13 protein-coding genes are annotated in these 14,283 nt (G+C 64.8%); 6 read left to right on the plus strand and 7 right to left on the minus strand.

The features are described from left to right. The first annotated feature begins 1 nt into the window (after position 1). Positions 2–262, plus strand: coding sequence for a SemiSWEET transporter (locus ACSHT2_RS12800; RefSeq protein ID WP_319328455.1), 261 nt, complete (start codon positions 2–4; stop codon positions 260–262). Positions 263–312: 50 nt separating this feature from the next. Here ACSHT2_RS12800 and ACSHT2_RS12805 read toward each other — a convergent pair whose 3' ends face one another. Next, positions 313–1,110, minus strand: coding sequence for a DODA-type extradiol aromatic ring-opening family dioxygenase (locus ACSHT2_RS12805; protein WP_440641872.1), 798 nt, complete (start codon positions 1,108–1,110; stop codon positions 313–315). Positions 1,111–1,272: 162 nt separating this feature from the next. Between ACSHT2_RS12805 and ACSHT2_RS12810 the strand changes: the two genes are divergently transcribed. Next, the gene (locus ACSHT2_RS12810) at positions 1,273–1,452 is read left to right on the plus strand and encodes a hypothetical protein (RefSeq protein WP_036006694.1); all 180 of its coding nucleotides are present in this window, start codon (positions 1,273–1,275) and stop codon (positions 1,450–1,452) included. A gap of 7 nt (positions 1,453–1,459) precedes the next feature. On the opposite strand, the gene ACSHT2_RS12815 is transcribed toward ACSHT2_RS12810, so the two are convergent. Beyond that, complete coding sequence (locus tag ACSHT2_RS12815; protein ID WP_440641873.1) at positions 1,460–2,926, minus strand: carboxylesterase/lipase family protein; 1,467 nt, start codon at positions 2,924–2,926, stop codon at positions 1,460–1,462. Positions 2,927–3,001: 75 nt separating this feature from the next. Next, entirely contained in the window at positions 3,002–3,250 is a 249-nt protein-coding gene (locus ACSHT2_RS12820) for a hypothetical protein (protein ID WP_440641874.1), read from the minus strand. Positions 3,251–3,440: 190 nt separating this feature from the next. On the opposite strand from ACSHT2_RS12820, the gene ACSHT2_RS12825 reads away from it, so the two are divergent. From ACSHT2_RS12825 to ACSHT2_RS12835, 3 genes are all read left to right on the plus strand, one after another. Next, positions 3,441–6,128: a flavin-containing monooxygenase gene (locus tag ACSHT2_RS12825; protein WP_440641875.1), complete on the plus strand. Its 2,688-nt coding sequence runs from the start codon at positions 3,441–3,443 to the stop codon at positions 6,126–6,128. 130 nt (positions 6,129–6,258) lie between these two features. Further along, the gene (locus tag ACSHT2_RS12830; RefSeq protein ID WP_319328505.1) at positions 6,259–6,531 is read left to right on the plus strand and encodes a hypothetical protein; all 273 of its coding nucleotides are present in this window, start codon (positions 6,259–6,261) and stop codon (positions 6,529–6,531) included. An 85-nt stretch (positions 6,532–6,616) separates the two neighbouring features. Continuing rightward, positions 6,617–7,003: a hypothetical protein gene (locus ACSHT2_RS12835; protein ID WP_440641876.1), complete on the plus strand. Its 387-nt coding sequence runs from the start codon at positions 6,617–6,619 to the stop codon at positions 7,001–7,003. Between the two features lie 15 nt (positions 7,004–7,018). Here the strand turns inward: ACSHT2_RS12835 and ACSHT2_RS12840 are convergent, their stop codons facing one another. The 4 genes from ACSHT2_RS12840 to ACSHT2_RS12855 form a co-directional block, all read right to left on the minus strand. Next, a complete protein-coding gene (locus ACSHT2_RS12840) occupies positions 7,019–7,195 on the minus strand; it encodes a hypothetical protein (protein ID WP_440641877.1) in 177 nt (58 codons plus the stop codon). A gap of 103 nt (positions 7,196–7,298) precedes the next feature. Continuing rightward, complete coding sequence (locus ACSHT2_RS12845; RefSeq protein ID WP_440641878.1) at positions 7,299–7,817, minus strand: septal ring lytic transglycosylase RlpA family protein; 519 nt, start codon at positions 7,815–7,817, stop codon at positions 7,299–7,301. A gap of 475 nt (positions 7,818–8,292) precedes the next feature. After that, positions 8,293–9,945 (minus strand): NAD-dependent malic enzyme, encoded by a 1,653-nt coding sequence (locus ACSHT2_RS12850; protein ID WP_440641879.1) that lies wholly within the window; start codon positions 9,943–9,945, stop codon positions 8,293–8,295. 307 nt (positions 9,946–10,252) lie between these two features. Beyond that, positions 10,253–12,583: a mechanosensitive ion channel domain-containing protein gene (locus tag ACSHT2_RS12855; RefSeq protein WP_440641880.1), complete on the minus strand. Its 2,331-nt coding sequence runs from the start codon at positions 12,581–12,583 to the stop codon at positions 10,253–10,255. A 717-nt stretch (positions 12,584–13,300) separates the two neighbouring features. On the opposite strand from ACSHT2_RS12855, the gene ACSHT2_RS12860 reads away from it, so the two are divergent. After that, the gene (locus tag ACSHT2_RS12860) at positions 13,301–14,185 is read left to right on the plus strand and encodes an MBL fold metallo-hydrolase (RefSeq protein ID WP_440641881.1); all 885 of its coding nucleotides are present in this window, start codon (positions 13,301–13,303) and stop codon (positions 14,183–14,185) included. The last annotated feature ends 98 nt before the right edge of the window (positions 14,186–14,283 follow it).

Genomic DNA, 14,283 nt, shown 5'->3' on the forward strand with positions numbered 1-14,283 from the left:
CATGGACCCCTTCGCGATCAAGCTGCTCGGCTTTGCCGCCGCAACCTGCACCACCGTTGCCTACGCGCCGCAGTTCATCAAGGTCTGGAAGACCCGCTCGGCGCGCGACATCTCGCTCGGCATGTTCCTGGTCATGGTGCTGGGCCTGGCGCTCTGGCTCGCCTACGGCCTGCTCTCCGGCGATGCGCCCCTCGTCGCCGCCAACGCCATAACCATGCTGCTCGCCGGCGGCATCCTGTTCATGAAGCTGAAATACGGGTGAGGCCCACTTTTTCTTCGCCTCTCCCCGCTTGCGGGGAAAGGGAGAAGGGGTCACCCGCCAAACACATAGGACGCCATCGCCACGTTCGCGACCTCGTCGACGAAGACGCGGCGTCCGACGTCGCTGCCGGCAGCACCAGCCGCCACCATCAGCGGCAGCAGATGATCCTCGCGCGGATGCGCAAGACGCGCGCTCGGCGCATTCTCCCAGTCGACCAGCATCGCGTTGCGGCGCGCCGCATCCGGGTTGCTGATCGCCTCGTTCAGATAGGCCTCGAAGTCGTACGAGACCGGCTTGGACTCCGGCCGGTTGAAGCCACGCATGTTGTGATAGGTGAGCCCACTGCCGATGATCAGGATGCCGGCGTCGCGCAGCGGAGCGATCGCCTGTCCCACCTTGATGTGCTCAGCCGCATCGTAGCTCGATTTCAGCGACAGCAGCACGATCGGCATGTCGGCGTTCGGATACATCAGCCCGAGCGGGACGAATGTGCCGTGATCGAAACCCTGGTTGGGATCCGCCCGGCAATCGAGGCCGGCGCGCGCGAGCTGCGCCTTCACCTCTGCGGCAAGCTCGGGCTTGCCGGGCGCCGGATACTTCAGGTGATAGGTATGCTCGGGGAAACCGTAGTAGTCGTAGACCATCGGCGGATGCGGCGAGCTGGACACGGTGAAGGCATCGGCCTCCCAATGTCCGGTGATGACGAGCACGGCCTTCGGTCGCTCCCGGAGAAGCTGCGGCAGCCGGCCGAATTCCTGCGCAGTTTTCGCATATTGCACCCGCCTGTCCTCCATGAACGGCCATGGGCCGCCGCCGTGGGACAGGAAGAACGTCGGAAATCGAGTCATGGATGCCGGCTCGTCTGGTTCGCAACATGCGCGTGCAGCAGCCGCGCGATCAAGGGCGAGCATAGGCAAACCCGCATGGTTAGCAAGCCGTTAACGATTTGCCGCTCAGAATCCCCGGTGTGGCCGAAGGAGTCGGCCTGAAGACAAGTGAGACGTGGTGAGATGAGGAAGTTTGCGCTGGGGGACGTCGTCAACAGTGACAAGGGCCGCCGCGGTGTCGTCCGCGCCGCCTTCAAGTCCAGGGACGGCCAGCAGTTCTACGCCGTCGAGAAGGACGGCGCGATGGACTACCTGGAGGAAGACCGGCTGAGCCCGGCGCCGCGCGTCGAGCTCGCCGCGTAACTCCAACTCATTTCCTGCCCTCACCTGCGAGCCGGTCGAGACGCTCCGCCAACGGATCGTCGCCGCTCGCGATGCGATCGTTCGTGATCAGCAGCAGGCGATCGCCGCCCGCCGCGTCCCAGCGCGGCAGGTCGGGACCGTTGGGATCGCCGCTTCTCGCGAAATTGATCCAGTAGGCGCGCATGCGGCTTGCGACCGCGCGATCACGTCGCGACAAGATGCCTGCGCCGGGCACGCCTTCCGCACCGAAGATGAACTGCAACTCCCGCCCGTGGCCACCTTCCGGAGTCGCGCGCCGGGCCTCCGGCACATAGGCGAAGCGATAGCGAAACGCCGGCGCACCGCTCGCAACGTGCAGGCGAGCCAGCAATCGCGCCGGCTCCGAGAAGACCTTGTCGGTGTAGAACCTTGCCGCGAGATCCGAAGGTCTGGCGAGGTCCGGATAGAGCTTTCGCAGTTCGTCGCCGGGAATGCCGGACGACGCAAGCTCCCCCTCGAGATCGGACTCATTGTCGAAGCCCGTCTCGTCGTCGTTCGAGCCGACGATCAGGGGAATGCGGCTTTGACGTCCGGCCGCGAAGGCTGGGGCGAGATCCTCGGTCACCAGACGCCCATCCATCATCGGCGCGAAGCTGCGCGGCGACTTCTCCAGCAATTGCTGTTCGGCGGCCTGCACGCGCCGCGGCTCGGCTGCGCGCAAATCCGCCTCTCGTCCAAGCGCGGCCGCGAACTGCCGGCCCACCGCCTGCGCCTCGTGCGCCGAACGGAGGCGGGTCCGACCTGGCACCGATTGCAGAATGGCTTTCTGGAAGAGGTCGCGTGATTGCACAGACAGCATCAGGAGCGCGATCGACGTCGCGCCTGCATCGCGGCCAAACAAAGTGACGTTGCTCGGATCGCCGCCGAAGGCCGCGATATTGTCGTGCACCCAATGCAGCGCGGCAATCTGGTCCATCAGGCCGTAGTTTCCGCCGCTGTCCGAAACGGCGGGATGAGTGAGCCAGCCGAGCGCGCCGAGGCGATAGTTCACGGTGACCACGATGAGGCCCGCCTGCGCCAGCCTGGCGCCGTCGAACAGCGGATCGTTGGCCGTGCCCGAGACGAAGGCGCCGCCATGGAAGAACACCATCACCGGCAATGGGCCGTCGACCCCGAAAGGACGGAACACGTTCAGCGTCAGGCAATCCTCGCTCGCGTCCTGCCGCGACGGTTGAAGGCACGGCGCACCATAGTCGTAAGCGGTGCGCATTTCCGAGCTTTCGGTCGTCGGCTGCGGCGGACGCCAGCGCAGCGCGCCGACCGGCGGCGCCGCGTAAGCCAGTCCCTTGAACGACGCCACCTCGCCTTCCACGGCGCCGAGCATCTGCCCTTCACGCGTCAGCGCGAATGGAAACTGTCCGACCGGCTGAGCCGCAGCCGATCGTGCGCAACACAGGACTGCGCAAGCCGCAACGAGTGCAAGCAAAGACCGCATCTTCGAATATCTCGATGAAGGATCCCGGGCAGGTTATGTCCACGGCCGTCAGCGAGGCAAGCCTCGCGCCCGCGCCTAGCCGCCTTTGCCCATCAACTCCGCCAGCGCGCGCCGCGCGACGATGCCGAGCTCGCCGAGCGTGGAGTGGCCGGACTGCGCCGCCTCGATCAGGCGCTCGGCGATGAACCTGCGGCTGTCATGATCGCCGCCATGCGGCAATTGGCGGCACGTCTCCTCGAGGACGACATCCATGTTCGCTTTGGTTCGCTCACTCAACTCTGTCATGACGCCCGGCCGGTACGCGTGGCTTGTAAGCGCAAGCATACACAGAAGGATGCGCTCTGATTACCCCGGGCTATCACGGCCATTGTGCATCGCGGTGCGTGTGATGCCGCAACATTCGCGCGGTCACGCTGCCGCCGCAAACGACCACCGGGGATTGCACTTGCTCTGATGACAAGCTGAACCTGCGGCGATAGCCTGCCGGCAAAACAAAACATACGGGAGGAATGCCATGCCTGACGCAATGGTTGCCACACGTGTCTCCGATGAGCGCGGAACCGCTCAGCAGGTCGACGTCGCCGTGGTCGGCGCCGGATTCGCCGGCCTCTATCTCTTGCACCGCCTGCGCAAGGCCGGCTTCTCCACGGTCGCCCTCGATGAGGCCGGCGATGTCGGCGGCACCTGGTACTGGAACCGTTATCCCGGGGCGCGCTGCGACATCCAGACCATCGACTACAGCTACACTTTCGACCCGGAGCTCGAGTCAGCCTGGACCTGGTCGGAGAAATACGCGACCCAGCCCGAGATCCTGCGCTATCTCGGCTTCGTCGCCGACCGCTACGGTCTCAGGCGCGACATTCGTTTCAAGACCAAGGTCACCGAAGCCAGATGGGACGATGCGTCCGAGCGCTGGCAGCTCACGACCGACAATGGCGCACCGGTCTCCTGCCGCCATTACATCATGGCCACCGGCTGCCTCTCCGCGCCGAAGCCGCCGGAGATCGACGGCGTCAAGGACTTCAAGGGCGAGGTCTATTTCACCGGCCGCTGGCCGCATGACGGCGTCAACCTCGCGGGAAAACGCGTCGCCGTGATCGGCACGGGTTCGTCGGCGATCCAGTCGATCCCGCTGATCGCCGAGCAGGCCGCACATCTCACCGTGTTCCAGCGCACGCCAAATTTCGCGCTGCCCGCGCATAACGGCCCGGCGCCGTCGGACCGCATGAGCCTGCTGCAGGGCGATCGCGCCGCCTATCGCGAGCAGGCACGCCAGTCGATGGCCGGAGTGCCCTATCCCCAGCAGACGGTCGTCAGCTGGCAGCTCACCGACGCCGAGCGCCGCGCGCGGTTCGAGGAAGCCTGGGGCAAGGGCGATCTCGTCTATATCCTCACGCAGCTCTGGGCCGACCAGGCCGTCGATATCGACGGCAACAAGATCGTTCAGGACCTGATCCGCGAGAAGATCCGCGCCGCCGTCAAGGACCCCGAGACCGCCGCGGCGCTCACGCCGGACGATCATCCCTTCGGCGCAAAACGTCCCTGCCTCGACACCAACTACTACGCCACCTACAACCGGCCGAACGTCACGCTGGTCAATCTGCGCCAGGAGCCGATCAAGGCGATCACCGCAGGCGGCATCACGACGGCCAGGCGCAGCATCGACCTCGACGTCATCGTGTTCGCGACCGGCTTCGACGCGATGACCGGCGCGATCCGCGCCGTGCACCCGATCACCGGGCGCGGCGGCAAGTCGCTCTCCGACCTGTGGGCGAAGGGACCCGAGACCTATCTCGGCCTCACGGTCGCGGGCTTCCCGAACTTCTTCATGATCACCGGCCCCGGCAGCCCGTCGGTCCTGTCGAACATGGCGGTTTCGATCGAGCAGCATGTCGACTGGGTCGTGGATCGCCTGGCTGCGCTGCGCGAGGCCGGCTTCACCACGATCGAGGCGACCGAGACGGCGCAAGCCGGCTGGGGCCGGCACATGGCGGACTGTTCGACGCTGACGCTGCACCGGCTCGCCAATACCTGGTACACGGGCGCCAACGTGCCCGGCAAGGTCCAGGGACTGATGCCCTATACCGGCGGCGTCGGCCCCTATCGCAGCATCTGCGACGAGGTGGTCAGCCGCGGCATGCTCGGCTTCAGGCTCAGCGGACCCTACGTTGCTGCGCAGTGCAATGACGGCGAGGTGGTACGCCTGCAGCCGGACGTGCGGCTGGTGCTGAACCTGCTCGCATCGCTCAACCTGCCGCCGATCGAGTCGATGGGCGCGGAAGGCGCACGCGCCTTCGTCAACGAGTTCAACAAGAGCCGCCCGGCAGGACGGCCGATCGGCGAGATCGTCGACGGCACCCTGCCCGGCGCAGACGGCCCGCTGCCCTATCGCGTCTACAAGCCGGCAACGCCCGGGCCGCATCCGGTCGTGGTCTATTTCCACGGCGGCGGCTGGGTGCTCGGCGACGAGCAGTCGGACGAGCCGTTCTGCCGCGACATGGTGCGGCGAACCGGCATGATGTTCGTCAGCGTCGGCTATCGCCACGCGCCGGAGCATCGCTTTCCGGCGGCCGCCGAAGACGGCTATGCGGCAACGCGCTGGATCGCCGAGCACGCCAGCGAGCTCGGCGGCAAGCCTGGCGCGGTGCTGGTCGCGGGCTGGAGCGCCGGCGGCAACATCGCAGCCGTCACCTGCCAGCTCGCGCGCGATCGTGGCGGGCCCGAAATCGCGGGCCAGCTCCTGATATGCCCGGTCACGGACTGCACCTTCGATCGCCCGTCCTACAACGACAATGCGACCGGCTATTTTCTGACGCGCTCGCTGATGTACTGGTTCTGGGACCTCTACTGCTCGCCGGCCGATCGCACCGATCCGCGCGTCTCGCCGCTGCGCGGCAAGGTCGAAAGGCTGCCACCGGCCTTCGTTGTCACCTGCGAGTTCGATCCGTTGCGCGACGAGGGCGTCGCCTATGCCGAGGCGATGGCCGCAGCCGGCGTTCCGGTCAGGCAGCTTAGGGCGCACGGCCATTTCCACTCATCCTTCACCATGGTCGATGTGGTGATCACCGGGGGGCCGGGCCGGGTGCAGATGGCCGAAGCCTTGCGCCGCTTCGCCGGGCTCCCGCCGGAGGTCGGGCGCGGCGACGAGCACAGCAGCGGTCAGGCCAGCCCGGGACACAGAATCGCGGCGGCGGCGAGCTGATCACGACGAGACGGCGGGAACCTTTTCCCGGCGGCCGCGTTCAGCGCTGTGACATTGAGATGCAGCGATAGGTGTGGGCCCCGGCACGCAAGTCCGCGTGCTGGGGTGCTTCTTGCGTGAGGCGAGTGCGATGGGGGATGCGATTGCGGGTTCAAAGGTCGATTTTGGTGCGCATGCGGTGCTGCATAAATGGCCGTCGCTTGCAAACCAGCGCCGGCCGGACCGGGAGTCGTACCAGATCAGCGAAGGCACCCTCGACGCGTGCATCTCGGCCTTCATGGAGAAGCCGGCGACGACCCGGCATCTCTACGAGATCCGGACGGTGCCGCAGCCGCCACTCGTGACGGAGATCCTCTCGCCCGAGCACGTCACCGAGTTGTCGCGGTTGAGAGAATTTCTCTGACGGCAGTTTGCAAGCACGCGCGCAGGAACCTTCGTCCGGTCTTTCCCGTTGTCAGCGATCGGAAGCCAAGGCGTGAGCGCCGCAGATGCTTGAAGCTGGCCTACCCTCACATGTCGTGCCCTATGGCGCAGACCGGACACTGTTCGTGGTGATCGATCGCCTCGACCGGACGACCGAGATCCGCATTGAGCGGAGCGATCTCGAAACCACGATCGACGAACTCGTCGCCGGCTGCTTCAACGATCCCGTCAAGGTGATCTCGTTCAACACGCTCGAGCATTGGATGAAGGACATCTCGGCCGATGTCGCCGGCGAGATAAAGGCGCGCTGCGACATCGACGGCGTGACGCTGCCTGACTATCTCAGCGACTTCGTCGAGAGCCATCCTAAAGCGCGCGTTGCGCCGATGATGTCCTCATCCTCGTGCATCGCCGGGATGACGCCGGGACAAGAGAAGTTCCGCGCCGAATGACGTGGCGCAATGCGCTCAAAGCATCGTTTTCGGGGAACGAGTGCCGTGGTGCTTGCCGGCGATGACCTCGATCTCGCGGCGGCGCTCGCCGGCGAAGGTCAGGAGCTTTTCGATCGTCAGCGTATCCGTGATCCGTTTGGCGAGCCGCTCGGCGCGCGCAGCCTGATCTTCGAGATACTGGATCGTGTTCAAGCGCCGCCTCCCCGAAAGCCCCGAATTGTGTGGGCAGCCATGGTGCTCGAGAAGCAGCTAACAGCCGGTTAAGCGCGTTGCATTGGTCTTACCGAGTCGTGCCCTATTGCACGACCTCCAGCCTGACATTGGTGATGCCCTTGTCGACCATGCCGAGCGCCTCGGCCGCGGAAGGGGTGATGTCGACCACGCGCCCGCGAATATAGGGTCCGCGATCGTTGACCCTGACGGTGACGAAGCGGCCGGAGGTGGTATCGGTGACCCGCAGCTTGGTGCCGAACGGCAGGGTGGGATGCGCCGCGGTCAACTCGTTCTTATCGAACTTCTCGCCGCTCGCAGTTGCCGTATCCGAATAGAAGCTGGCGACCCCATGCGAGGGAGTCTGCTTTGCGTCACTGTTCGTGGCGCGCGCCCGGCTGATCGGGCGTGGATGCAGCGCCGCCACCCTGTGCGGACGCTCCACCGCGGCCTTCCGGCTGGTGCCGGCGAGATCGGCCTTCTGGCGACCGACCGGCGCTTGCGCGCAGGCGGCGAGCGATGCTGCGACGACGACGGCGAGCACCAGCCGGCATGAGGTTGCGAAGGAAATCGGGGCAGTTTCGGCACGTGCAATGCGAGACATGTTACGCCCTCCGAATAGCCGGATTTTCGGTCGGCAATGAGGGCAGAACCTTGTCGGAACAAAAGCGGCTCTGGGGCCGCGGCCGTTTCACGATCAGCTGTGACGATTCCACCACAGTGGCGTGTTCTGAATCGGAACAGCCGGCTCCAGATGAGCGTGGCGGGCTTTGGTTGAATCCTTGCCCGGACCGGCCTCGGTTCACCTCTCCCGCTTGCTTGCGGGAGAGGTCGGCGCGAAGCGCCGGGTGAGGGCTTTCTCCTCTTGGGGATTGTCCCATTGCGGAAGCACCCTCGCCCCAACCCTCTCCCGCAAGCAAGCGGGAGAGGGGGCTCACTACCGTCGTCGCAGCGATCAATCCTCATTTCATCGCGCTTTGGCCAGCGCAGGGGTAACAAAAATCGGGCGCTACGCCAGAAGCCTGGCGAGCGCCCGACTGGATTGCGTTCCGGCGCCGATCAACTGTCGGCCTGGTGCCTCAGTATTGCGGCTCGTACATCTGCGACTGGACCAAGGCCTTCACGTCATTCGGCGCAGGTCCGTCTGCGAGCCCGCGCTGATAGGCGACGTCGGCAACGGCCGCAGCGATGCGGACCGAGACCTCGCGGATGCGCGGCAGTGCCGGATAGAGACTGCCTTGCGCGAGGTCCTCCTTGCCGACGCAATCGGCAAGCGTATGGGCCGCCGCCATGAACATCTCGTCGGTGACGAGGCGCGAGCGGCTGGCGATGACGCCGAGACCGACGCCGGGGAAGATGTAGGAATTGTTGCCCTGGCGCGGCACGTAGGTGCGTCCGTCGAGCGTGACCGGATCATACGGACTGCCGCACGCAAACAGCGCGCGGCCCTCGGTGTAGCGATAGGCATCCTCCGCCGAGCACTCGGCCTTCGAAGTCGGGTTGGAAAGTGCGAACACGATCGGCCGCTCGTTGAGTTCGGCCATCGTCTTGAGCACGTCGGGCGTGAAGGCGCCGCCAACCGCAGCAACGCCGATGATCGCGGTCGGTTTCAGCGTCCTGATCGCGGTGAGGAAATCGGCGATCGGCGCCTGGTCGGTATGTGCGTAGCGGAGCTTGTGGCCAGAGAGGCCTTCGCGGCCGCTGACGACGAGGCCGCGGGAGTCCACCAGCCAGTTACGGCGAAGCGCTTCGGCCTCGGAGGCGCCCTCCGCCATCATGGCGGACACCACGAGATCGGCGATGCCGGTCGCCGCCTCGCCCGCGCCGAGGAACAGGATTCGCTGATCCGTGAGTTTGCCGCCGGAAATACGCAAGCCCGAGAACAGGCCTGCGAGTGCCACCGCCGCGGTGCCCTGGATATCGTCGTTGAAGACGCAGGCTTCATCCCGGTACTTGTGCAGCAGCTTGAAGGCGGAGTGATTGGCGAAATCCTCGAACTGGATCAGCACGCCCGGAAACGTCTTTCGCGCGGCCTGCATGAACTCGTCGACGAAGCTGTCATAGGCCTCGCCGGTCAGCCGCCGCTCGCGCAGGCCGAGATAGTAGGGATCGTTCAACAACTCTTCGTTATTCGTGCCGACATCGAGCACGATCGGCAGGCACAACTCGGGATGCACACCGGCGCAGGCCGAATAGAGCGAGAGTTTTCCGACCGGGATGCCCATGCCGTTGGCGCCGAGATCGCCGAGACCAAGAATGCGCTCGCCGTCGGTGACGACGATCAGCCCGGCCCGATAAGGCCAGTTCTTCAGAAGCTCCGCGATCTGGCCGCGATCGCGCGAGGAGATGAACATGCCGCGCGGCCGCTGGAAGATCAGGCCGTATTTCTGGCACGCAAGCCCGACCGTCGGCGTATAGATGATCGGCTGAATCTCGTCGATATTGTCGACAACGACGCGGAAGAACAACGCCTCGTTGCGGTCATGCAGGGCGTTCAACGCGACATATTTTTCGAGGTCGGTCGGAAGCGCGCGCAGGTTGGTGAGAACTCGCTCGGCCTGGGTCTGCATCGTCAGCACGCAAGGTGGCAAGAGGCCGCGCAGGCCGAGCGTCTCGCGCTCCGCTTCCGTGAAGGCAGTCCCCTTGTTGAGCAAGGGATCGCGCAGCAGCGTCATGCCTTGCTGCGGATTGGACGATGTCGGTTGGGTAACGACCCGGGCAGGTCTATTCACGAATTCCCCCAAGGAGCTTGTAGTTGAATCGCGGACATTGTCGGCCAGCGCTCCATCCAGATCAAGGACGGAGAGGACTCGGGAATGGGCTATGATCCCGCACCGCAGCGAGATTTTCGCGAACGACTGGCAATTGCGCGCGCGAAAATGGGGCAACGGCGCTGCTCCGGCTCAATGTCGGCCGCCTCCACGATCGGCCACCATTTCGCCGTCTCAACCTTCTGAAAAGTGGCCATGTTCGCGCACCTGGATGCAGACTGAATGCTGCCGCATCCGTAGAGGCAAGCCGGAAGTTTGGGGGACCTGCTTATCCAGCCGCCCGCCGCGGCGTCAGGCTGGCGGCGCTATCCGCCGGCGGCCCGATATGCATCAAGATGGTCTGGGTGGCGGATGCGACCTCGATACCGTTCTGCTGGAAGCGCAGCTTCATGCGCCGGTTGAATTCGCGCTGGACCGGCCAGCGCCCGGCCTCGGTGCAGCGGATCTGGCCGACGATCGACACCATCGCGCCATCGACCTTGTCAATGCCCCACAGTTCGAGGTCGCCGCGGATCAGTGCGCGGAATTCCGGTTCGCGGCGCATCTCGTCGACGATGTCCTTGAGGATCTGGCCGGCACGGTCGGTGTCCTCCTTGTAGGCGACGTTGACGCTGACGGAGGCGTTGCCGGCGCCGCGGCTGGCATTGGTGATGGTCGTGACCGCGCTGAACGGTACGATGTGCACGGCACCGTCACCGGCGCGCAGGCGGATGGTGCGGATCGAGACATTCTCGACCACGCCCGAGAGCCCCGAGACGCTGACATTGTCACCGACCTGGACCGTGTTCTCCAGCAGCAGGAACAGGCCGGTGATGAGATCCTGCACCAGCTTTTGCGAACCGAAGCCGATCGCGATGCCGACGATGCCGGCGCCCGCGAGCAGCGGCGCGACATTGACGCCGATCTCGCTCAGCGCCGTGAGGCCGACGACGGTGGCGATCAGACAGAGCAGCGCCGTGCGCAGCATCGGCTGGAAGGTGCGCAGACGCGCGGCGCGGGCATAATGGCCGTCCCGGGACAGTGTATTGATCTGGCGGTCCAGCAGCGCGTTGCTGGCTTCCCATATCGCGGCCGCGATTAGCACGGCAAGGCCGATCGTCACCACGGCGGAGATCAGCCGGCTGCCGATCTGGCCGCCATAGAACCAGACGATGGCGTCGACGCCCCAGACTTCGAGCACGGCGACGAAGCCGATGAAGGCGATCACGCTGGACACGATCTTGCGCAGCAGCGGCAGATACCGGTTGGCGCGGATCTCGAGGCCCGGAAAGCGCTGCAGGATCTCCGGCTTGATGCGGAAGCCGCGGTCGATCAGGCTCAGCGTCACCATGATGACGACGCGCGTGACCAGCGCCACCACGGCGGTGCCGACGAAATATTGCAGCAACAACGAATATCCGTTGCGGATGTTGAGCGCCCAAACCGCCCACAACGCGAGATCGAGCGCAATGGCAGGATAGTGCCAGCCCCCGGCGATGCGGTTACGCAAACGGGCGGCAATCCCCTGCCGCTCGGCCGGCGCGCGAATGGCGTCGGCGACCTGGCGGCGGCATTGCAGGATGATGACGACGATGAAGAGGTGCACGACCAGCATCACCATGCGCAGCAGCGCGGCGTAGCCGGCGCGGTGCAGGCCGAGCAGCAGCGCCACGTTGGCAAAGGCGATGCCGGAGACACCAACGCCGACGATGCGGCGCGCCCAGATCTCGATATAGGCGGCGGTCTCGGCGCGCACCGGAAACAGGCCGAACGGCCCCGCCAGCGTCCGGACCATGCAGATGAGCCCGCGCGAGAACGCGTAGGCATTGATGACTGCGAGGATCACGAGGCGAACGGTCGTGGGCTCGCCGATTTCCGTCCCGAGCAGCGCCGTAGCAACGCCCACGAAGACGAACACTGGAAGCAGTTCAAGGACGATGCGGCCCAGCACGAAAGGTAGCCGCAGCAACAGTTGCCAGATCCGCGCGAGGTTGTGACGGCGCTTGTGCAGTTCCGGCTCGGGGGTGACATCAACGACCGACGACGGCGGACCGGCAATCGGCAGCGCCTGGGTTGGCAGGCGTGCCGTTTGCGGCACGCGTGCTTCCAGGAACGCGACCGGACGCCGGATCAGGCGGAAGATCACCCATTCCGCGCAGAAGGCAGCACCGAACACCAGCGCCAGCTTCCAGGCGATCTCGATCAGGAGGTTGTAGGCCGCGGGATCGTTCGCGGTCCGCATGATCCAGTAATAGAACGCCGGGAAGTGCGTGAGCGTCCGCGCCATGCCGGCGATCTGGCCCGAAATCTCGCCGATCTCGTCCGACACCGTGAGCAGGAGCTGCGCACCGAGCCCGTCGGCCGAGAGCGGGATCGGCGATTTTGGCTCGGACGCGGGTAGCTGCGGACCGGACGCGTTGGCGATCGCGCGGAGCGTGTCGATCATCTGCGCGCGCTTCTTGTCGTCCTGAAGGGTTTCCAGCGCGCGCTTCGCCTCGTCGGGCGACAGTGCGGCAGCGCTATTTGCCGCCGGTGGAGGCGGCTCGGCACGGGCGCCGGAGAGAGATGGAATCGTGAGGAAGAGAGCGGCGAGGAGCGCCACGGCCAGCTTATGCGACACGAGGATTCCCTGGAAAAAATGAATGCGCCGGCGGCGTCGGGACCGTCACCGACGAAGCAGATGCATCATGTCGGATTCCTGCTATTCGCCCCGGTCCTGTGTCGGAAGTTGGCCTTTGAGGCGACATTCTCTTGGCATTTGCCGCAACGCAAAATCAGGAGCCGCGGCGTCAGCGAAACGCCTTCAGGCCCCGTGCGCACAAAGACCTCTCCCGTCATTGCGAAACGACGGCGAGGAGGAGGAAGGAGGAAAGAAGAATGTCATGGATGCTCGTCGCGGCGGCCTCGTCCCGGCCGTCAGACGCGATCGATGTAACGCAAAATACAGCGCCGGGAAGGTAGGGGCTTTGCCTCACTGATGCAGCCCGCTAAACCTGGTCCCGGCGTGCCGTTCGCGGTTTCTGCCGCTATGCGATAGTCCGAACGAGCTCCATCGCAATCAACGCGGCTGGATTTGCGGAGGTGGCGTCATAGACCTCCCCTTGCTCATGAGGTGGACGTTGCGCGTCGCTTGTTGGCGACCATGGGGATGGTCCTCCTGCGACACAAAACTGTCAAGCGGGATCAAAGGCCTTGAAATCACATTTGAAGGCGCGTTCCAGGCGTTCCCACGACCGATTGGCCCCGTGAAAGCGGCGGAATAAATCCCTGACGGCAGCGTTTGTATCGAAGAGAATATCCGCCTCTGTCACCCTCGTTCATTTCCGGAAAGCCAGAGATGAAAGCATCATTTTGCATCGCGGCTCTCGCTTCCCTCGTCACCGGATCAGCATTGGCGCAGAACCCGCCGCAGACATCCACCAGGAAGGTCGACGGCACCGACAACGTCTACATCTTCCGCTATGGCGGTCATCAGGCGATGTTCGTGGTGACGCCGCAAGGCGTGATCGCGACCGATCCGATCTCCTATTTGCGTCCCGCCAAACCCTATATCGACGCGATCAAGGCGGTCACCGACAAGCCGATCAAATACGTCATCTACAGCCATCATCACTACGATCACATCGCCGGAGGCCAGCCCTTCAAGGATCTCGGCGCGACTTTCATCGCGCACCGGCGAACCAAGGAGCGCCTGCTCGAGCTGAAGAAGCAGAAATCGCTGCTCGCGGACGTCGTGATGCCGGATCAGGTGGTGGATGACAAAAAGAGCATCACGCTCGGCGGCACCACGCTGGAGCTGAACTATGTCGGCCGCAACCATTCCGACAATTCGCTGGTGATGCGGCTGCCGAAGGAAAAGCTCGTCTTCGTGGTCGACTTCGCCCCGATCGAGCAGGTCCAGTTCCGCAACATCCCCGACAACGCCTCGCCACTGGAATATATCGCCTCGCTGAAGAAGCTCGCCTCGCTCGACTGGGAGCGGATGATCCCCGGCCATCCCTATGCCGGCGGCCGCTTCGGCACCAGGAAGGACGTCGAGAACGACATCGCCTACATGGAGGATCTCTCCGCCGAGGTGAAGAAGGCGGCGGATGCCGGCAAGTGCTTCGACACCGCGATGAAGGAAGTGAAGCTGCCGAAATACGAGAAATGGGCGAACTACGAGACCGCCCTTCCCGCCAATGTCGAGCGCTTCTGCTACTGGTGGGCCCGCGGATATTGAGGGGAGGCACAGGGGACGACGATGACATCATGCCCCCGTTTTGCCCGACGAGTCAAACGGCTTCGTGAAATCCGCAGAAGCATGACACCGGCGGCCAA

Origin of the sequence: Bradyrhizobium sp. PUT101 (assembly GCF_052043945.1) — a bacterium.
Lineage (GTDB): Bacteria > Pseudomonadota > Alphaproteobacteria > Rhizobiales > Xanthobacteraceae > Bradyrhizobium.

Coding starts and splice junctions, on each gene's coding strand:
- ACSHT2_RS12835 (WP_440641876.1), top strand. CDS start 6,617: ATGCTTGAAGCTGGCCTACCCTCACATGTCGTGCCCTATGGCGCAGAC.
- ACSHT2_RS12810 (WP_036006694.1), top strand. CDS start 1,273: ATGAGGAAGTTTGCGCTGGGGGACGTCGTCAACAGTGACAAGGGCCGC.
- ACSHT2_RS12845 (WP_440641878.1), bottom strand. CDS start 7,817: ATGTCTCGCATTGCACGTGCCGAAACTGCCCCGATTTCCTTCGCAACC.
- ACSHT2_RS12830 (WP_319328505.1), top strand. CDS start 6,259: ATGGGGGATGCGATTGCGGGTTCAAAGGTCGATTTTGGTGCGCATGCG.
- ACSHT2_RS12860 (WP_440641881.1), top strand. CDS start 13,301: ATGAAAGCATCATTTTGCATCGCGGCTCTCGCTTCCCTCGTCACCGGA.
- ACSHT2_RS12805 (WP_440641872.1), bottom strand. CDS start 1,110: ATGACTCGATTTCCGACGTTCTTCCTGTCCCACGGCGGCGGCCCATGG.
- ACSHT2_RS12820 (WP_440641874.1), bottom strand. CDS start 3,250: ATGCTTGCGCTTACAAGCCACGCGTACCGGCCGGGCGTCATGACAGAG.
- ACSHT2_RS12800 (WP_319328455.1), top strand. CDS start 2: ATGGACCCCTTCGCGATCAAGCTGCTCGGCTTTGCCGCCGCAACCTGC.
- ACSHT2_RS12825 (WP_440641875.1), top strand. CDS start 3,441: ATGCCTGACGCAATGGTTGCCACACGTGTCTCCGATGAGCGCGGAACC.
- ACSHT2_RS12815 (WP_440641873.1), bottom strand. CDS start 2,926: ATGCGGTCTTTGCTTGCACTCGTTGCGGCTTGCGCAGTCCTGTGTTGC.